At 44.5% G+C, this 19,166-nt stretch carries 14 protein-coding genes; 11 read left to right on the top strand and 3 right to left on the bottom strand.

Translation table 11 applies throughout. The features are described 5' to 3' along the window. The first annotated feature begins 274 nt into the window (after positions 1-274). Positions 275-6,238 carry a SpaA isopeptide-forming pilin-related protein gene (locus MY9_RS18360; protein WP_041521436.1) on the top strand — a complete coding sequence of 1,988 codons (5,964 nt, stop codon included), beginning with the start codon at positions 275-277 and terminating at the stop codon, positions 6,236-6,238. 102 nt (positions 6,239-6,340) lie between these two features. Then, positions 6,341-6,979: a class A sortase gene (locus MY9_RS18355; RefSeq protein ID WP_014665660.1), complete on the top strand. Its 639-nt coding sequence runs from the start codon at positions 6,341-6,343 to the stop codon at positions 6,977-6,979. 57 nt (positions 6,980-7,036) lie between these two features. On the opposite strand, the gene MY9_RS18350 is transcribed toward MY9_RS18355, so the two are convergent. Beyond that, positions 7,037-7,447 carry a YwpF-like family protein gene (locus tag MY9_RS18350; RefSeq protein WP_014665659.1) on the bottom strand — a complete coding sequence of 137 codons (411 nt, stop codon included), beginning with the start codon at positions 7,445-7,447 and terminating at the stop codon, positions 7,037-7,039. A 174-nt stretch (positions 7,448-7,621) separates the two neighbouring features. Between MY9_RS18350 and ywpG the strand changes: the two genes are divergently transcribed. The 4 genes from ywpG to ywpJ all read left to right on the top strand — a co-directional run bounded on the left by ywpG (position 7,622) and on the right by ywpJ (position 10,285). After that, positions 7,622-8,005, top strand: coding sequence for a DynA interaction protein YwpG (gene ywpG, locus MY9_RS18345; protein WP_014665658.1), 384 nt, complete (start codon positions 7,622-7,624; stop codon positions 8,003-8,005). Positions 8,006-8,081: 76 nt separating this feature from the next. Then, a complete protein-coding gene (ssbB, locus tag MY9_RS18340) occupies positions 8,082-8,423 on the top strand; it encodes a single-stranded DNA-binding protein SsbB (protein WP_014665657.1) in 342 nt (113 codons plus the stop codon). A gap of 222 nt (positions 8,424-8,645) precedes the next feature. Further along, positions 8,646-9,422, top strand: coding sequence for a transcriptional regulator GlcR (glcR, locus tag MY9_RS18335; protein WP_041521435.1), 777 nt, complete (start codon positions 8,646-8,648; stop codon positions 9,420-9,422). Between the two features lie 5 nt (positions 9,423-9,427). Next, positions 9,428-10,285 carry a phosphatase YwpJ gene (gene ywpJ, locus MY9_RS18330; protein WP_014665655.1) on the top strand — a complete coding sequence of 286 codons (858 nt, stop codon included), beginning with the start codon at positions 9,428-9,430 and terminating at the stop codon, positions 10,283-10,285. A 124-nt stretch (positions 10,286-10,409) separates the two neighbouring features. Here the strand turns inward: ywpJ and MY9_RS18325 are convergent, their stop codons facing one another. Next, positions 10,410-13,178, bottom strand: a complete 2,769-nt coding sequence (locus MY9_RS18325) for a DEAD/DEAH box helicase (RefSeq protein ID WP_014665654.1) — start codon at positions 13,176-13,178, stop codon at positions 10,410-10,412. Beyond that, entirely contained in the window at positions 13,165-14,775 is a 1,611-nt protein-coding gene (locus MY9_RS18320) for an SWIM zinc finger family protein (RefSeq protein WP_014665653.1), read from the bottom strand. The genes MY9_RS18325 and MY9_RS18320 overlap by 14 nt, the downstream gene beginning before the upstream one ends. A gap of 203 nt (positions 14,776-14,978) precedes the next feature. Between MY9_RS18320 and MY9_RS18315 the strand changes: the two genes are divergently transcribed. The 5 genes from MY9_RS18315 to uglF all read left to right on the top strand — a co-directional run bounded on the left by MY9_RS18315 (position 14,979) and on the right by uglF (position 19,137). Continuing rightward, complete coding sequence (locus tag MY9_RS18315) at positions 14,979-15,122, top strand: hypothetical protein (protein ID WP_003242876.1); 144 nt, start codon at positions 14,979-14,981, stop codon at positions 15,120-15,122. A 233-nt stretch (positions 15,123-15,355) separates the two neighbouring features. After that, entirely contained in the window at positions 15,356-16,102 is a 747-nt protein-coding gene (gene tkmA, locus MY9_RS18310) for a protein-tyrosine kinase activator TkmA (protein ID WP_014665652.1), read from the top strand. Next, the gene (ptkA, locus tag MY9_RS18305) at positions 16,092-16,808 is read left to right on the top strand and encodes a tyrosine-protein kinase PtkA (protein ID WP_040081589.1); all 717 of its coding nucleotides are present in this window, start codon (positions 16,092-16,094) and stop codon (positions 16,806-16,808) included. The genes tkmA and ptkA overlap by 11 nt, the downstream gene beginning before the upstream one ends. A 47-nt stretch (positions 16,809-16,855) precedes the next feature. After that, a complete protein-coding gene (locus tag MY9_RS18300; protein WP_014665650.1) occupies positions 16,856-17,620 on the top strand; it encodes a tyrosine-protein phosphatase in 765 nt (254 codons plus the stop codon). 194 nt (positions 17,621-17,814) lie between these two features. Continuing rightward, positions 17,815-19,137 (top strand): UDP-glucose 6-dehydrogenase UglF, encoded by a 1,323-nt coding sequence (gene uglF, locus MY9_RS18295; RefSeq protein WP_014665649.1) that lies wholly within the window; start codon positions 17,815-17,817, stop codon positions 19,135-19,137. The last annotated feature ends 29 nt before the right edge of the window (positions 19,138-19,166 follow it).

The following is a 19,166-nucleotide window of genomic DNA, read 5'->3' as shown; positions in this document are numbered from 1 at the left end:
TCGATGCACACTGGTTTTTTTGTACATGTCAGCTTGCCATATGTCTCCTGGTTGAATCTTCAACTCTCCAATTCACTTCAATCATACATGATTTTTGAGTTGTACAGAAATTGTATAGTTCCATTTCATACAATGTAGTTTGGTTCGGATGGCAAATCTTAGTTTTGGAGCACATTCGGTATTAGCAGTTCATTGTGGGGGATGAGACATGATGTTATGGTCTCGCGGATCAATCGGCAAGTGAAAAATAGATAGGAGAGGGAGGAATGAAAAGTTGAGAACGAGGAGTTTTCCCTTAGGGCTGAAAAAAAGCGGGCGGATCGTCATGATCATAAGCCTTGCCATCTTTTTCTTCTTCAGCCAGATCGCCAGCTATACTCTTACAGCGCAGGCTGTAGGTGTAACGCCAAGTGACAGTCAATTCTTCGATTCGGTAACAGTTAAGGACGCCAAGGGCCGGATTGTTGACGGATCAAAAGGAAGCGAACCGGCACTAACACCGGGGGACGACGTGACACTGACATATGAATTGTCATTGAAAAAAGACAAAAAAGCAGATAGCGAACAGGATATCAATGTGGAGATACCTAAAAGCTTTACATTTGATAAAGGTGCAGAAGGTGAGATCAAATCTGCTGATCAGGTCATCGGCAGCTATCAAGTGCCGGCGGGCAGCAGCACCATGACGGTAAAATTAACAACTGCATCCGCGGATTCTCCTGATGCCAAGGGGACCATTACACTGCCAGCTAAGTTTACTGCAGATGTAAAAGACGATGAACATACAGCAGCAGCTCTTTTTCAGCTAGGGGGAGGCAAAACCCAGCAGGTGATCATCCCAGTTAAGAAAGAGGAGACACCAGATGATGAGGAGGAAGAGCCAAAAAACGACTCTTCTGATACTGCGGGTGATCAGAAAGGAGCAGATGACAAATCTGCACCTTCAGCCAGCAAGGAGCAAAAAGAGGAAGAACAACAGCCGTCAGCGGACTCTAAGAGCGGCGAATCCTCTAAGAGTGATGACTCAAAAAAAGTGTCATCCTCAAGTCAATCAGCTTTCAAAAGCTTGCAAACTGAAGAAAAACAAATCACGCAAAATATTTTAACTGGCGTGACATTGACGGACGAAAACGGAGAGCCATATGACAAGGGCAATCGCGCCAATACGAATTCTCCGGTGAAAATTTCAATTGATTGGGCCATTCCTGACGATTTAGGAAAAACAATCAATGCCGGCGATAAATATGAATTTGATTTGCCTAAAGAATTTATTATGCATAATGACATTGTGAACCTGCCGTTAAGCGCCGGAGACACCACCTTCGGGACATTTTCTATTGATACGAACGGACATGTGGTGATGACATTTAACAGCGAGATAAAAGAAAGTTCTCATGTCAAAGGTACTTTGGTTATCAATACGCAGTTCAACGAGAAAAAAATTACGGGTTCGACCACACAAAAGATTCCATTCCCTGTGAATGCCGATACGCCTGAAACAACAGTTTATTTTAAACCCAATGTGAGTAAAACCATTGATAAATCAGGTGTGCTGGATAAAGGCATCAACCCTGGTAAAGTAACATGGACGGTCGATGTCAATAAAAAGTTGGATCAAGTCAAAAATGCCAAACTCACGGAGAGCCTTCCAGATGGCGTAATCTACCGTTCAGTTAAAGTGTATGAACTCAATGTGAACATTGATGGTTCTGTCAGCAGAGGAAATGAAGTTTCTTCCGGCTACAGTGTTGATTCAAAAGGAAATGTCACATTTGACGGAACAATTGATTCAGCCTACCGCCTTATATACGAAACCGACATTGACAATAGTGCGAAGCCGAGTGAAGGCGGAAATATAACGCTGACGAACAAGGCAGCATTCAGCGGAGATCAACTGGAACCCATTTCTGCAGAAGCCACTGTTGCAGCCAAATATGGAAAAATGATCGCGAAATCATCAACAGGCTATGATGGAGAATCTCAAACATTCAGCTGGGCTCTTGCATACAACTACGGTGAGAAACAGATCGACCAATCCAAGGCCAGCATTAAAGATTCTTTTGGAACTGGCGATTTGCATCTTGTAAAAGATTCCTTGAAGGTTGTTCCTATTACCTTCGGACAGAATGGCGGCGAGCAAGCGGGAACGCCTTTAAAGGAAGGCGAAGACTACACGCTGATCGATAATGGAAACGGATTTGAAATCAAATTTAATAAAACCATTACCAGCGCTTACAAAATCACATATCAAACAAAGGTCAACAGCGGAGTGATCATTGATAAATCTACAACATACACCAATAGCGTGGTGACCGGAACAGGGGATTCAAAAGAAGCTTCCGGAATAGCCATTCAGCAGAATCTCATCAAAGGATATTCAAACGTAGATTATGAAAAGAAGACGGTTGATTGGACGATTACCGTTAATAAAAATAAATACTTGATGAACAATTGGACTTTGAATGATCAATTTGAAAGCGGCGGAATGGTTCTGCTTGATGAATCGTTCAAGCTTCAAGACATAACGAACAACAAAACATTGCAGAAAGACAAAGACTACACGTTAACAAAAAAACCGGATCATAAAGGCTTTACTTTGGCATTGATCGGGGATTATGCAAAAACAGACAGTCAATTTAAGATCACTTATACGACAACATTCAATGCCGATTATTCTAACGAAATCGTTAAGAATACAGCTCAGGCGACATGGACTGATCAAAACGGCAATGAGCGCACGAATAAAGTATCAAGCGGTTTTACGCCGAATCACCAGACTTCAAATAATGGGTTTAAAAACGGTTCATACAACGCGGTTTCAAAGGAAATTACGTGGAAAATCGGCGTCAACTATAACGGCGAGCCGACGAAAAATCCTTATATCAAAGATGCCATAACAGATCCTCAGCAATTTGTGCCGGGTTCCGTTGTCGTTAAGAGTTATACGATCAATAAAAACGGCTCGATCACAGAAGGAGACGCGCTTGATCCTTCCAAGTATGATGTCGAAGAGCCTTCTGCGAATAATGAACGCACTCTGACGGTACATCTTAAAACAGGCGATTCTGTACCATATCTGATTGAGTTTAAGACATCACTCAAAGGACAGGTCATTGATCAGAATCAGTACACAAACAAGGCAACCTACTATAATGACGGCTATGCAGACCGTACGTTGACGGGCTCTGTTTCAGTTACGAACGGAGGAAGCCTGGTTTTCAAAGGCGGCAAACAAAATGGAAACTACATCGATTGGAACATCAATGTCAACTCCAGCCAATCAACGCTGGATGATGTAAAAGTCACAGACACGCCGGATGAAAATCAAATTTTAGATGCAGATTCTTTTAAAGTATATCAAGCAAAATATGATGAAAACGGAGTGGTCAAAGACAGCAGCGGAAATCTGACCGCGGGCGATCTTGAGCTTCAAAAAGACAAGGATTACACGTTAGACATCAAAACGGACAATACAACAGGTGAACAATCATTTGTCCTTACATTTATAGGAAGCTATAAACAAATTGACCGTGCCTATGTGATTAAATACCGGTCTCTAATTAACATAGCCGGCACGAGCGGCCATGTTAAAAATAAGGTGTCCATTTCAGGAACTAATGTGAAGGAGCAGACTCAAGAAAACAGCAGCTCGATCTTTGTTGCTATTTCAAGCGGTGACGGTTCCGGATCTGGAGAAAAAGGAAGCCTGACGATTTTTAAGACTGGAGAGGACGATAAAGCTCTAGAAGGAGCAGAATTTCAGTTATGGTCTGAGGACTCCAAACAGCTCCTCCGCACTGGCACGACGGATGCCGGCGGGAAGCTTGCATTTGGAAATATTCGCTATGGTTCCTATGTATTAAAAGAAGTAAAAGCGCCTGACGGATATACCATCAGTGATGCTTATGCAAAAGGAGTCTCTGTGAAAATAGACAGCAACTCCTCCAAGACAGGAGCGCTGTACAAAGTCGTAAATCAACAGAACAAGGTGACGCTTATCAAACAAGACGAACAAAACAACCCTTTGGCAGGTGCTGTTTTCAAGCTGGAGAAAAAGTCAAATGACGGCACCTATACTCTCATACGAACAGATATCAAATCGGATAAAAACGGAAAAGTAGAAATGAACGGTTTGCCGGCGGGCTACTATCGCTTGACAGAAACACAAGCTCCTGCAGGCTTTATCGTAAATACAAAAGCGATTCACTTCTCAATCGCAAAGAATGAAAAGAATCAAGTTTCTGATGTTAATTTGGGGAAAATGACCAACTATCAAGGGAAAGTCTCACTGACGAAGGAAAGTGCTGAAGGCCAAAAACTTGAAGGCGCAGTATTCAACATTGTCGATCAAGATGGGAAGGTCGTTCAAGAGAAGCTGACTTCAGATAAAGACGGTAAAATTGAGGCTTCGGGCCTTGCGCCGGGACGCTACGCCTTTGTGGAAACAAAAGCGCCAGCGGGTTATGTGCTGAATACAAAGAAAAAAGAATTTATCATCTCAGAATCTGCAGCAGGAAAACCTGAAGCCGCAGATGCCGGAATCGTCGTTAACGATAAAGGCTCTGTTGAGCTGACGAAGGAAGATGCCGATGGCAAGAAGCTTGAAGGAGCCGTCTTTAAAATTATCGACAACGAAGGCAATACGGTTCAAGAAGGACTGACCTCAGATAAAAACGGGAAAGTCGCAGCTTCAGGCCTTGCACCGGGACGCTACGCTTTTGTTGAAACGAAAGCGCCAGCGGGCTATGTGCTGAATACAGAGAAAATGGAGTTTGAGATCTCTGATTCCTTTGAAGGAAAGCCTGCAGCTACAGATGCCGGGGTAGCCATTAACCATAAAGGCTCCGTTGAGTTGACGAAGGAAAATGCTGAAGGCAAGAAGCTTGAAGGGGCAGTTTTCAACATTGTCGACGAAAAAGGAAATACGGTTCAAGAAGAGCTGACTTCCGATAAAGACGGAAAAGTGAAGGCTTCGGGTCTTGCGCCGGGACGCTACGCCTTTGTGGAAACGAAAGCGCCAGCCGGTTATGTGCTGAACACGGAGAAAAAAGAGTTTATCATTTCTGAATCAGCCGCAGGAACGCCAAAATCCGCAGATGCCGGGATCGTCGTGAACTATCAAGGATCGGTTCAGCTGACGAAGGAAGACCAAGATGGAAAAGGCTTAGCAGGTGCGGTATTCAAAATCACGGACAGCGATGGGAACACTGTGAGAGACGATCTAGTCTCAAAAGAAGGCGGTAAAATTGAAGTTGACGGGTTAGCGCCGGGAAGCTATCAATTTGTTGAAAAACAGGCGCCAGATGGATATCTTTTATCCGAAAAACCAGTGTCATTCACCATTAAAGCAGAATATGGCGGCAAACCTGAGCAAGTGAAAGTGACAGCGGTTAATACAAAGAACCTTGTCGTTCTCACCAAAGTGGATCAACATGATAAAAATAAAGTTCTGCAAGGCGCGGAGTTCAATTTGGCAGATGCCAATGGCAAAGTGCTGAAGTCCGGTTTGGTTACCGATGACAAAGGACAAATCACGGTGCACGGCCTTAAAGCTGGCGAATATCAGTTTGTTGAAACAAAAGCGCCTAAAGATTATGAGTTGAACCAAACTCCTATATCGTTCAAGATCACAAACACAGACACAAAAACAGTCGAAATCACCGCGGAAAACATATTGGCACCAGGTGACGTAAATGTGAAAAAAGTGGATCAAGATAATAAAAATACCATTTTGGAAGGCGCTGAATTCAAGTTATTGGATGAAAGCGGCAAGCCTGTAAAAACTGACGGATATGGAAAAGAGCTTTCTGAACTCTGGAAAACGGATCAAACTGGGCAGTTCACTGTAAAAGGCCTTGCCCCTGGAAGCTATCAGTTGATTGAAACAAAGGCTCCCGAAGGTTACAAACTTGATGAAACACCGATTGAATTCACAATTGAAAAAGGACAGTCAAAAGCTGTTGAGATCGTTGTTTCTAATCAAAAAGTGAAAACACCAACGCCAGATAAACATGATCATCCTGATAAACCTACACCGGGCGGAAATGGTAAAGATGATGGAGATCATTCGAAAACCAATGGTACAGCTGGCAGCTCGGATGGTCAGACGAACACAGACAACACTCTTCCAAAAACCGGAGATACAGACAGCATGCTGACGGCCATGATTGGCATCCTGCTGCTTATGGCAGGCGGAGGCTTAGCTGTTGCCTCAAGAAAGAAGCAAAGAAAAGGATAAATAGGAAGGCACCTGATCAATGAAGAACCGATCAGGTGCTTTTTTAAAAGTGAAACTGACAAGGCGCATTTTTAGAAGGAAGCATAAGAAAGGGTTTTTTGCATGTACAAAAAAATGATCATTACGGTGTTCATTCTTTTAGGACTGCTGCTGATCTCTTCTCCTTATATCAAAGGAGGAATCATAGCCTATCTTAGCAAAAGCCAAAGTGAGTCGGCCTTAACTGTAGAGCAGCTGAAAAAAAATAATGAGAGAGAAGCGGAATTTGAATTTGATTCAATCGAACCGCCTGAGTTGATGGATGCCATAAAGGCCGGCTTTGAACACGATCAAAAAGCGGTTATTGGACGGATAACGATTAAAAGCGTCGATCTGGAGCTTCCGATCGTAAAAGGAACAACCAACGAAAATCTATTGATAGGGGCGGCAACAATGCGCCCGGATCAAAAAATGGGCGAGGGAAATTATCCGTTGGCAGGCCATCATTTGAAGCAAAAGAGTCTTCTGTTCGGGCCTCTGGAAAACGTAAAAACAGGTGCCCAAATTGTTATCACGGATTTTAAAAAAGATTATATCTATTCTGTGACATCTAAAAACATCATATCGGAAATGGATGCAGAAGTAATTGAGGAGACAAACAAAAAGGAGATTACGTTAATCACATGTGACAAGGCGGTCAAAACCGAAGGGCGCCTCGTTGTGAAAGGGGAATTGGTTGATTCTTTTGGCCATACCAATTAATTATGCAAGAGTGAAAAAAAGCTGCCGTTTTAGAACGGCGGCTTTTTCGCTTCTTTTTTATATTTTTTGCTTAAATGCCTCAATAAGTTTTGTTCCTGTATAGCCCTCTTTTACAAGGGATTCGAGTATGGTCTCAGTTCCCTGCTGTTTTCTTGTGACCATTTGTCCGTAGAGTAAAACCTGTATGCTTTCTTCCAGCTTGACGATATTTTTCACTGCTGCTGTCAGCTGGGCGGGGCGATTGCTTTTTTTCGTAATCGTTACAAATACTTTGGCTTCAGATTGGCTGTTTTGAAGCTGTTCAAAAAAAGAAAGATGTTCTTTCTGTACAAGCGCTTCAATCAGCCAGTGATTTTCACCGTCTTCTTTATTGATAATCAGTCCGTCAATAAGAGGAAACTGTTCAATTGATTGTTCTTCCTTGTCCACTCGTTCCACATTCAGGTCAACCAGTTTAAAGGTTTTCATTTCTTCTCACCCCGATTACTTCCAAAGATTTCTTGCCTTCCATTATAACATAAACGTTTTCGAGGAAAAAATGCTGCAATGCTGGGGCTAAAGAATTTTGTATGAGTGAAACATTTAATAATTTCTATTTTTTCATTATACTGTAACTGACTATGGATTACGGAGAGATGTGGTATGAATCAATTTCGTTTAAAGGAAATTTATATTGACGGCGCTCCTTCTGAAAACCATTTGATTCAAAAGGAAGTAACATATATGTTAAGCCGTAAGGAAGTGTTTGAGGTCCATCTGAACAAAAAAGGAAGGATAAGTTTTTTATACGAAACACAAGATGGCATGGAGCAGTATAAAATCAAGCTGTCAATGCCGGAAAAAAAGTTGAGCTTTCAGTGGTTTGCGTGGGATGGTTCTTCCTATGTGCGCATGAATACGCAAAATTGGCTGACGAAGCAAATCTTTTTCCGTTTTTTAAAAAGTACATATTTCTTTAAAGGGAAAAAGCAAAAGATGTTTTTAGCTGAAGGGAAAATGAAAACGAAAGATAAAAACAGAGGCTGAAAGCCATTTTTAAGCGTTTTTCTTTTCTTGTTGCATCATTTACAATACATACAACCGCAAGGAGAGGAGGAATCGCATGTTCAATCAGGTCATGCTTGTCGGACGTCTTACAAAAGATCCCGAGCTTCGCTATACTTCCGCCGGTGCGGCAGTCGCCCACGTTACGCTCGCGGTGAACCGCAGCTTCAAAAATGCTTCAGGTGAAATCGAAGCTGATTACGTCAATTGCACACTTTGGAGAAAGACAGCTGAAAACACCGCGTTGTATTGCCAAAAAGGTTCTCTTGTCGGCGTAAGCGGACGGATTCAGACAAGAAGCTATGAAAACGCAGAAGGGGTTAACGTGTATGTAACAGAAGTATTGGCTGACACTGTTCGTTTTATGGACCCTAAACCCCGGGAAAAAGCTGCTGATTGACAACCCCCGCTCCTCCCGTTTTCTATCCATTCACTCAGTCGGATCTCCGCATCATCCCCTCGAAAATGACCAGTCGACCAGACTGGTTCTTTCTTTTTGTTTATTTAGGAAAAATTGGTTCATATGATGCATTTTCGCTTAAAAACACTTAATAGTGTTGAATAAAATCGATAAAAAACTTATAATTACTTAAAGATGATTGCTAAGAAAAGGAATGAGGGCGTGTATCAAGAAGAAAGATTAGTAGCGATTTTGGATTTTTTAAAACAGCATAACCGAATTACAACAGAGCAAATCTGTACGCTCTTGAAAGTGTCAAGGGATACAGCGAGACGCGATCTAGTAAAGCTGGAGGAACAGAATGTCATCATCCGCACTAGAGGCGGCGCCATTTTGCCGACTGTTCATCAGAAAATTCAAAGCTATTCCGGCCGCTTGAAAACAGTATCAGAGGAAAAAAACAAGATCGGCAGGCTTGCAGCATCGCTTATTCATGATGGTGACCGGGTGATTTTAGATGCTTCGACAACCGTTCAGGCCTGTGCAAAGCATTTGCAAGCGGTTGATTGTACCGTAATCACCAACTCAATTAATCTTGCGGATGTGCTGTCCGATAAAGAAGGAATTGAAATTTATCTGCTGGGAGGCAAGCTGGAAAAGGAGCACCGCTTTCTGTACGGCGCCTCTGTGATTGAAAAGCTCTCAAGCTACCACGTCGATAAAGCGGTGATTGGTGTGGTCGGTATTTCCGAACACGGCATTACCATTGCGCATGAAGAAGATGGGATGGTGAAGCGGAAAATGATTCAGCAGGCAAAGCAGGTAATCGCGCTTGCAGACCATTCGAAGCTGGGCAGCACCAGTTTTTATCAGTATGCGGAGCTGAGTGAAATCGATCTCTTGATCACAGACAGACTGCCGAATCAGGCATTTTGTGACTTGCTTGACCGCAACGGCGTGGAGCTTCTCGTGACAGAGCAGGATGAAGGAAAGGGCTGACAAACATGAAATTAATTGCGATTGACTTAGATGGAACCTTACTCAACAGCAAGCATCAGGTGAGCTTGGAAAATGAAAACGCACTGCGGCAGGCGCAGCGGGACGGCATTGAAGTAGTGGTGTCAACTGGGCGCGCTCATTTTGATGTCAGGTCAATTTTTGAACCGCTGGGGATCAAAACGTGGGTCATCAGCGCAAACGGCGCCGTCATTCACGATCCCGACGGCAGGCTTTATCATCACGAAACCATTGATAAGCAAAGGGCGTATGACATTCTCTCATGGCTTGAATCAGAAAACTATTATTACGAGGTATTCTCAGGTTCAGCCATTTATACACCGCAAAACGGCAGAGAACTTCTAGACGTTGAACTGGACCGATTCAGAAGCGCAAATCCGGAAGCAGATCTTTCTGTTCTTATGCAGGCGGCCGAGGTGCAATACAGCCAATCGGGCTTTGCTTACATTAATTCCTTTCAAGAGCTGTTTGAAGCGGATCAGCCAATCGATTTTTATAATATTCTCGGCTTTTCTTTCTTTAAAGAAAAGCTTGAGGCAGGCTGGAAAAGATATGAGCACGCTGAAGATTTGACGCTTGTCAGTTCGGCTGAGCACAACTTTGAGCTTTCTTCTCGCAAAGCTTCCAAGGGGCAGGCGCTGAAGAGGCTTGCGGAACGGCTGAGCATTCCGCTCGAGGAAACCGCGGCTGTAGGTGACAGTTTAAATGACAAATCGATGCTTGAGGCTGCGGGAAAAGGGGTAGCGATGGGCAATGCCCGGAAAGATATTAAAGCGATAGCCGACGCTGTCACCTTGACCAATGACGAACATGGTGTTGCACATATGATTAAGCATTTGCTATAGGTATAGGTGCTGCACCAAAAGTGCATCCTTGTTGATAACCGGCGTAACGGATTCTTGGAAATTCGGCGTGACGGCTATGAACGGAAAAAAGCTGGCTCTATAGAGCCAGCTTTTTTAGTCATGATCATTGCGCTGTTGCGCTTAATGTAAACAGTTCTTCGAGCTCCTGTGTGGAAAGCTCGGTAATCCAGTTTTCACTTTGGATAATTTGATCGTTCAGGGTTTGCTTCGATTCGAGCATGGCATCAATTTTTTCTTCGATTGTTCCAGTCGTAATCATTTTATGAACGTGGACAAAGCGCTCTTGGCCTATGCGGTATGCACGGTCAGTCGCTTGATTTTCAACCGCTGGGTTCCACCATCTGTCATAATGGATGACGTGATTGGCGGCGGTCAAATTAAGTCCCGTGCCTCCAGCTTTGAGTGAAAGTATCAGTGTCGGATATTCTTTCCTCTGGAATTTCTCAACGAGTGTATCCCGCTCCTGCTTGGAGAGACTCCCGTTTAAAAATTGCACAGGTTCCCCGAACGTTTTTTCAAGCAGCCGCTTCATCATGTTCCCCATCTGAATGTATTGCGTGAAAATCAGGCAGCTTTCGTTTTGGGCGCGGATCGCTGTCATCAATTCCAGCAATTTTTCGAGCTTGACTGATCTGCCAGCCAGCAGCTCGGTTTGCTCTTCCTTTAAATAGAGCGCGGGATGATCGCATATTTGCTTAAGCCGTCCGAGCATGCTGAGGATCAGCGCTTTTCGCTGCATGCCGGTCAGTGATGTCATATGGTCAAACGTGTCTTTGACAAGCTGCTCATAAAGTGATGCCTGTTCGGCTGACAGCGGAATAAACTCTTTTTCTTCCAGCTTTTCAGGAAGATTAAGCGCGACCTCTTCATCACGTTTCGTCCGTCGGAGAAGGAATGGCCGGATTAACTGCTGAAGCTGTCCGATTCTCTTTTCGTCCCGGTCTTTTTCAATCGGCAGCACATAGCGTTTGTGGAAGCCTGTCAAACTGCCGAGGTAGCCTTTATTCATGAAGTCAAAAATGGACCACAGCTCAGTCAGACGGTTTTCCATCGGCGTGCCGCTCAGCGCGATATGATGAAGCCCCTTCAGCTTTCTGATTGCGCGTGATTGCTTCGTATGCGCGTTTTTAATATTTTGCGCTTCATCAAGGCAAATCGTGCTCCAGGTCACAGAAGAAAGCTCTTCCGAATCGGCATGAGACAATCCGTATGAAGTGAGCACCACGTCTGCGTTTTCGTAATGAGCGGCGAAATCATCACCCTTTATACGGCGCGGCCCATAATGGAGCGCGACAGACAGATCAGGGGCAAAGGTTTGAAGCTCCCGCTGCCAGTTGCCGAGTACGGATGTCGGCGCGATAATCAAATGAGGCGTTTTTTGCCGGCCGCTTTCCTTCACGTGCAGGAAATAGGCGATCATTTGAATCGTTTTCCCAAGCCCCATATCGTCAGCCAGACAGGCGCCAAAACCGCTTTCCCGCAGAAATAGCAGCCAGTTCATGCCGTATTTCTGATAAGGGCGGAGTGTCCCTTGGAAAGAAGGGCTGACTTCGTGCTCCGGCAGGTTTTCTGCGGCAGTGAGCTTTCGAATCAGTGACCTGAGCTGTTTGGACAGATCAAATTGAATACCGGCAAAAGCGGATGTATCAATCAGATCTGAATCCTCAAGCCCGCCTTCCCCCTGATCCATTAGTTCGCGCGCCAGAATATCAGACATGTGGAGTCCTTCCGATTCCGCTTTTTCCATCAGGCGTTTCATCTGTTTGATAAACTGCGGATCGATTTTTACCCATTGCCCCCGTATATTAACGAGGCGCCTGTTGCTGGCGACGAGCTCATTAAATTCAGCCTCGGTCAGCTCAATTCCATTTGTCGCAAACCGCCAATTGAAATCAAGCAGCGCATTCATGCCGACAAATGACTCGCCGCGCGGGGCCGACGACACTTTTGCCTTCAGCATCATGTTGCTGTCTCTGACGATCTGCCACCAGGATGGGAGCAGAATTTCAACGCCCATATCGACAAGCGTCTCACTTGCTTCTGATAGGAAGATCCAGGCTTCTTCCTCAGAGATCAGCGTTGTCCCTGAATCAAATGACAGCCACGGAACCGTTCTGTGAAAGCGGTCCTGCTCACGCGCAATTTTATCGCTGTACGCCTGCCACGATTTTTTGAGGCTCTTCAGCCCGTCAAAAAATTCTACAGCACCGCTCTTTTTATCACGTAAAAACATTTCGATTTTCCAATCGTCTCCGTCAAAGTCCGGTTCATTTAAGCGCAAGCCGACTGTAAATGGAGATTGATCGTCAATCCAGCCAATCCCCTCCAAAAAATCCTCTTCATCAAGAAAATGGCCGCGGAATGTCGTAACCGCAGGCGATTTCTCCTTGATGTGTTCCCATTTCTCCCGCAGGTCATCGTCATATTGGATGTAATCCTGAACGGCAGCGGAAAACCATTCCGCAGTAAAGCCTTCCAATATATTGTCGCGGTCCTTCCAGCGAAAAACACCGTTTGTCCATGCTTCATAGTCAGGCATAAAATCGCCGTCTGCGATAAATTCATAGATGGTCGATGCCGCCTCGATCAGCGGCTCCGTTTCTTTTGTAAGCTGCACGGAGCTGAATGAGTTGAACGAGTTTTTGCCGAGAAGCTCTACAGTCATCCATGGAGATAGCAGAACAGCAGTCGTCCCGATGAAGCTGACATCCTCAAGAAAGGTTCCATAAAATGAGGATTCATGCCATTGGAACAAATGCTTTTTCATATGGGTGTAGGGAAGAGGCTGCTCATTCTCATCAAAGGCCGAGAGCGTAAATGATCCATCTTCCATTTGTTCGACGTGGATGAGAATTTCTTTAAGACTCGCCATCAATCAACTTTCCTTTCTGCAGTTCTTCTTGAAGCGCGCGCAGGCGCTTGTAATGTGAGCTCAGCTGCTGAATATACCGCTCCCACACCTTCAGCTTCTTCGCTTTTCTGTACAGGGTGCGCAGTTTTTTCAAATACCGTGCGGCTTCCTTGTACGAGCTGCGGTTCTTCTGATCGATAAAAAAGGACACTTCTCTATGGTAAGCGGGTATAAGCGCCTCTGGGTCGCTCGCTCCAATTTCCTTCAGCATGATTTTATCCATTTCATTGATGGAAAAGCCGACAAGGCTGTGAATTTCAATCCACTCGGCATAGCGTTTTTTTTCATATAAATGATGGCTGTATTCTGTGAACGTATACGGCAGACAGCCCGCGGCATAGCGTTCAAACAGCGCTTGATCATTGGTTTGCTTCACATAGGCATTCAGCAGAAGGAACAGCTCGCCGATCACATCGCGAATCTCTTTAAACGGCTTATCCAGCTTCGTATAACCCATCGCAATCGGTTCAATTTGCTGGTACCATGTTTTAAGCCGTTTCCAGTCCTTCTTGGCAGTCATTTCACTCAGCCATTGGAACGTATAAGGGAGCGCTTCCGGCGGGAATTGATCAACTTCCGCAAAAATCACGTCATCATTCTTTTGCAGGAACTCCAAATGCAGGCGCCCGAATTGCAATTCAGGAGAAAAACGCCGTCCTGCTTCATTTTTCAATATCTCCTGTTCGCGTGTCACCCATTTTGGACGCGAAAGCAGCGCACTCCAAATTTCACCAAAGACACGGATGCGTTCATATTGGAAAATTTCTTCTTTCAACAGCAAATGCCGGATAACATCCGGTGTTTTATCCAAAAATGGATCGAGCGCAAAAGACAGTGCGTACGTTTTTAATTTATCAATAGAGCTGTAGATTGTATCCATCAGCTGTTCAACGTACGGATTGAGGGAATAAAAATCTTGTTCGGGGTTCAGCTTGCCTGCTTCGATCAATGTGAAGATGCGAAGCCAAACCGCAATCGCAGAATGAATCTGATACAGGCTTTTCAGCTCCGGTTTGTTCGGCGCATGTTTTTTTAATGCGGACAGGTAGCCGTAATAGAGGCCCTGCATGTTTTGGCTGCCTTCTGGCGTGCGTGCCTGCCAGAGAGAAAACTCTGAATCAAAAAAAGTGAGCCAGCTTGAAAGCGATTCTTCATTCGGCAGCACCTTTTCCTGAAACTGGCGGCGGACGAGCTCCTTGCTTTCCTCAAGCTTTTCCCTCTCCAGCCAATACTCTGTAAAAGTACCCACTCGCTCGAACATTGCATATACATATAAAAACACAGCCAGCATATGGCGGCAGATTCTTCCGGACGGACATGAACAGCCGCTTTTGACTATGACAAACAAGTTCAATGTGACCCGCACAGGCACAACATCCTGCACGTAAGCCGTAATTTCCGTCGGACTCACTGCTTGTAAACGATAGACTGAATCCTGCCGATATAAAATAAGGGCTTTTTTGATCAGCTGAACATTTTCCTCATTGTAAGGAAGAAGTTCCTTTAACTGTTCAGCAGATGCCAGCACATCGTCTTTGGAAATCATATTCTGAAGCATGATTATCGCTCCTAACCGAGTCACGTAATAAAAAGATCCAATTTCTCTATTATATCGCAACACATCGGCCTTAAAAAGTTTTTCCTAAAAAAGGACATAAAAAATGGGATGTGTCGAATGATGTATTAGAGATTGCAAATTGATAACCGGCATCATATAATAATCGTGTTTTCAACTTATGGAAGCTGAAAGGAAAAAAAAAGATGAGTGAAAAGAAATTGAATCAAGAAGAATTTCTGAAAATTTTGATGCATGCACATGAAATTGGTGAGCAGTCATCTGAAATGACGACGAAGGAAATGCTTGAAAATTTGATTTCTCATATTAAAAATGGATATGCAACATAAAAATCCCGCACGCCTTTTGCGGGATTTTTTTATGCGAGATGACGTGACTGCCTGAATAAGAGAAAAAGAGGCAGCAGTGTCAAGACAGTTGGTGAAGCGCTTACATAAAATGAAGGAACATAACGTTTTGTAAAATAATGTCGAATTATGTCACGTGAAAAGCTTTAGAAATGCGGTTTCAACGTTGTATAATCGTAGATGGAAAAGGATGTTATAAGAGATTTGGAGGTATCATGGGAGAATCTACTAGCTTAAAAGAGATATTATCAACGTTAACAAAACGCATACTTTTGATTATGATTGTAACCGCAGCTGCCACTGCTGCAGGCGGACTCATTAGTTTCTTCGCACTTACACCCATCTATGAAAATTCAACTCAGATTCTAGTCAATCAATCGAAAAACGACCGAAAAGAAGTCCAATTTAACGATGTTCAAACCAACCTTCAGTTAATCAATACGTACAATGTCATCATTAAGAGCCCTGCCATCTTAGATGAAGTCATTAAAGAAATGGGCCTGTCGATGACATCCCAAGAACTGAATGACAAAATTACCGTATCCAGCGAACAGGACTCCCAAGTGGTCAACATATCGGTCAGGGATGAAAACGCGGAAACAGCGGCTCATATTGCCAATACTATAGCATCTGTTTTTCAAGACAAAATCACATCCATTATGAATGTTGATAATGTCAGCATTTTGTCAAAAGCCGAGGTATCAGAACATCCGTCGCCTGTATCGCCAAAGCCGCTTCTAAACATCGCCATCGCGTTTGCGGCCGGATTGGCGGGAAGCATCGGACTGGCCTTCCTGCTTGAGCATTTGGATAATACGATCAAATCGGAAGAGCAGCTCGAATCCCTGCTGGACATACCTGTTTTAGGGACGGTTTCCACCATTGCGAATGAGCAGAAAACAGCAAAGGCCATACAGGGTTTCCAATCTGAAAAAGCGGGGAGTGGACATTTTGGCGCTTAGAAAAAGCAGAGGCTCTTGGATGCGCAGGAATGTCATTGCAATGACAGAACCGAAATCCTTGAACTCTGAACAATATCGGACGATTCGCACGAATATCGAATTTGCTTCAGTGGACCGGCAAATGAAATCAGTTATGATCACATCGGCTTGTCCGGGGGAAGGGAAATCAACAACGGCCGCCAATTTGGCTGTCGTATTTGCCCAACAGGGAAAAAAAGTGCTCCTGATTGATGCTGATTTGCGGAAACCAACAGTACATACGGCCTTTTTTCTTGAAAACACGGTTGGCTTAACATCTGTTTTATTAAAGAAAAGCTCAATGGAGCAAGCTGTGCAAGCCTCAAATGAAAAACATCTTGACGTGCTGACGAGCGGCCCGATCCCGCCAAACCCGGCCGAGCTTCTCTCCTCGAAGTGGATGAAGGAGCTTGCTGACGAAGCGAGTGTGGCATATGATATGGTGATTTTTGATACGCCGCCTATTCTTGCCGTAGCAGACGCACAGATTTTAGGCAACGTGGCAGACGGTTCTGTTCTGGTTATTTCAAGCGGAAAAACAGAAAAAGAACAAGCCGCAAAAGCGAAAGAAGCACTTGAATCGTGCAATAGCAAGCTCCTTGGAGCGATCATGAACGGCAAAAAGCTTTCAAAGCACTCTGAATACGGTTATTACGGAAACAAAGACAATTTCATGCAAAATAAATAACGTGCATCGTGCCCGTTATTTATTTTTGTGAAAAAGGGGGCTAGGACATGATCGATATTCACTGTCACATTCTTTCGGCAATGGATGACGGGGCAGGTGATTCAGCTGACAGCATAGAAATGGCAAAGGCCGCTGTTCGTCAGGGAATCCGGACGATCATTGCGACACCTCATCATAAAAACGGTGTGTATGAAAATGAGCCGGCCGCAGTCAAAGAAGCAGCAGATCAGTTAAACAAACGTTTAATCAAAGAAGACATCCCTTTACATGTGCTTCCGGGACAGGAAATCAGAATCTACGGCGATGTGGAACAAGACCTTGCGAAACGCCAGCTTCTTTCGCTGAATGACACAAAATACATCTTGATTGAGTTTCCGTTTGATCACGTTCCTCGATATGCGGAGCAGCTTTTTTATGATTTGCAGCTGAAAGGATATATTCCGGTTATCGCCCATCCTGAACGCAACAGGGAAATTCGCGAAAACCCCTCCTTGCTGTATCATCTTGTGGAAAAAGGAGCAGCATCTCAGATGACTTCAGGAAGTCTTGCGGGGACCTTCGGCAAGCAGCTGAAAGCATTTTCTCTCCGGCTAGTTGAAGCCAATTTGATCCATTTCGTAGCCTCAGATGCCCATAATGTGAAAACGAGAAATTTTCACACTCAAGAGGCCCTTTATGTTTTACAGAAAGAATTCGGCCCGGACTTCCCTTACATGCTGACGGAAAATGCGGAGCTTCTCCTGCGGAACCAGACCATCTTCAGACAGCCTCCGCAGCCGGTCAAAAGAAGAAAATTGTTTGGTCTCTTTTAACAGCCGATTCTCATTTCACCACTTTCTTTTTGAGAGCGATATAATAGTGTATTGTATGATTGAATCACATTTCAGAAATCTGTACAGGCTGTACCCGACAGGCTATGCGGGAGATCATTCGCATTCATGATAGGATGTTCTCATACGATATTACGGAAGCTGCAAAGCAGCAATTTAACTGTTGGAGGGAAACAATGAATATTACAGTCATCGGAACAGGCTATGTCGGTCTTGTGACAGGTGTTTCTCTTTCTGAGATTGGACATCATGTAACCTGCATTGATATTGACGCTCACAAGATTGATGAAATGAGAAAGGGCATTTCCCCCATATTTGAACCTGGTCTTGAAGAGCTGATGAGAAAAAATACAGCTGATGGACGGCTGAACTTTGAAACGAGCTATGAGAAAGGCTTGGAACAGGCAGATATCATTTTTATAGCGGTCGGCACTCCGCAGAAAAGCGACGGACACGCCAATCTGGAGCAAATTACAGATGCGGCCAAACGCATCGCACAGCATGTCAAACGAGATGCCATTGTGGTAACGAAAAGCACAGTGCCCGTCGGGACAAACGATTTGATTAATGGACTGATCACTGAACATCTAGCTGAGCCTATCAGTATATCGGTCGCATCCAATCCGGAATTTTTGCGTGAGGGGTCGGCGATCTTTGACACGTTTCATGGAGACAGGATCGTGATCGGAACAGCCGATAAGAAAACAGCCGATACGCTTGAGGAGCTCTTCCGTCCGTTTCAAATCCCGATTTACAAAACGGATATCAGAAGCGCTGAGATGATCAAATATGCCTCAAATGCTTTTCTGGCCACTAAGATCAGTTTTATAAACGAAATTTCGAATATATGTGAAAAGGTCGGCGCCGATATCGAAGCGGTCGCCTACGGGATGGGACAGGATAAGCGGATCGGGAGCCAGTTTTTAAAAGCGGGCATTGGCTACGGCGGTTCTTGTTTTCCAAAGGACACAAACGCCCTCGTGCAAATTGCCGGCAATGTCGAGCATGATTTTGAACTGCTGAAATCGGTTATCAAAGTCAACAACAATCAGCAGGCGATGCTGGTTGATAAAGCGCTGAACAGGCTCGGCGGGGTGACGGGAAAAACGATTGCCCTTTTAGGCCTGTCATTTAAACCGAATACGGACGATATGAGGGAAGCGCCGTCAATTGTCATTGCAGACCGTCTCGCTGCGCTCGACGCCCGTATTAGAGCCTACGATCCCATTGCAGTTAGCCATGCAAAGCATGTTCTCCCGCAAGCTGTTGAATATAAAGAGACGATCGAGGAAGCTGTCAAAGGGTCCGACGCCGTCATGATTTTAACCGACTGGTCTGACATTAAACAATTCCCGTTAGAGGCTTATCCGGATTTGATGGAAACGCCGCTCATATTTGACGGCAGAAACTGCTACACATTGGATGAAGCTTTGGCTGCAGGAGTGGAGTATTATTCTGTCGGACGAAAGGCGGTTGTGCCGTCAGGTTTAATTCAATAATTGAAAAAGAAAGGCTGGTTGCGCACCAG

Source organism: Bacillus sp. JS, from assembly GCF_000259365.1.
GTDB lineage: Bacteria > Bacillota > Bacilli > Bacillales > Bacillaceae > Bacillus > Bacillus stercoris.
The sequence above is the reverse complement of the archived record's forward strand: the minus strand, read 5'-3'. Positions and strand labels throughout refer to the sequence as shown.

Excerpts from the sequence above, each read along its gene's own strand:
- MY9_RS18355 (WP_014665660.1), top strand. The coding sequence starts at position 6,341 with ATGTACAAAAAAATGATCATTACGGTGTTCATTCTTTTAGGACTGCTG.
- MY9_RS18315 (WP_003242876.1), top strand. The coding sequence starts at position 14,979 with ATGAGTGAAAAGAAATTGAATCAAGAAGAATTTCTGAAAATTTTGATG.
- ywpJ (WP_014665655.1), top strand. The coding sequence starts at position 9,428 with ATGAAATTAATTGCGATTGACTTAGATGGAACCTTACTCAACAGCAAG.
- MY9_RS18350 (WP_014665659.1), bottom strand. The coding sequence starts at position 7,447 with ATGAAAACCTTTAAACTGGTTGACCTGAATGTGGAACGAGTGGACAAG.
- ssbB (WP_014665657.1), top strand. The coding sequence starts at position 8,082 with ATGTTCAATCAGGTCATGCTTGTCGGACGTCTTACAAAAGATCCCGAG.
- uglF (WP_014665649.1), top strand. The coding sequence starts at position 17,815 with ATGAATATTACAGTCATCGGAACAGGCTATGTCGGTCTTGTGACAGGT.
- ywpG (WP_014665658.1), top strand. The coding sequence starts at position 7,622 with ATGAATCAATTTCGTTTAAAGGAAATTTATATTGACGGCGCTCCTTCT.
- MY9_RS18325 (WP_014665654.1), bottom strand. The coding sequence starts at position 13,178 with ATGGCGAGTCTTAAAGAAATTCTCATCCACGTCGAACAAATGGAAGAT.
- MY9_RS18320 (WP_014665653.1), bottom strand. The coding sequence starts at position 14,775 with ATGCTTCAGAATATGATTTCCAAAGACGATGTGCTGGCATCTGCTGAA.
- MY9_RS18300 (WP_014665650.1), top strand. The coding sequence starts at position 16,856 with ATGATCGATATTCACTGTCACATTCTTTCGGCAATGGATGACGGGGCA.
- tkmA (WP_014665652.1), top strand. The coding sequence starts at position 15,356 with ATGGGAGAATCTACTAGCTTAAAAGAGATATTATCAACGTTAACAAAA.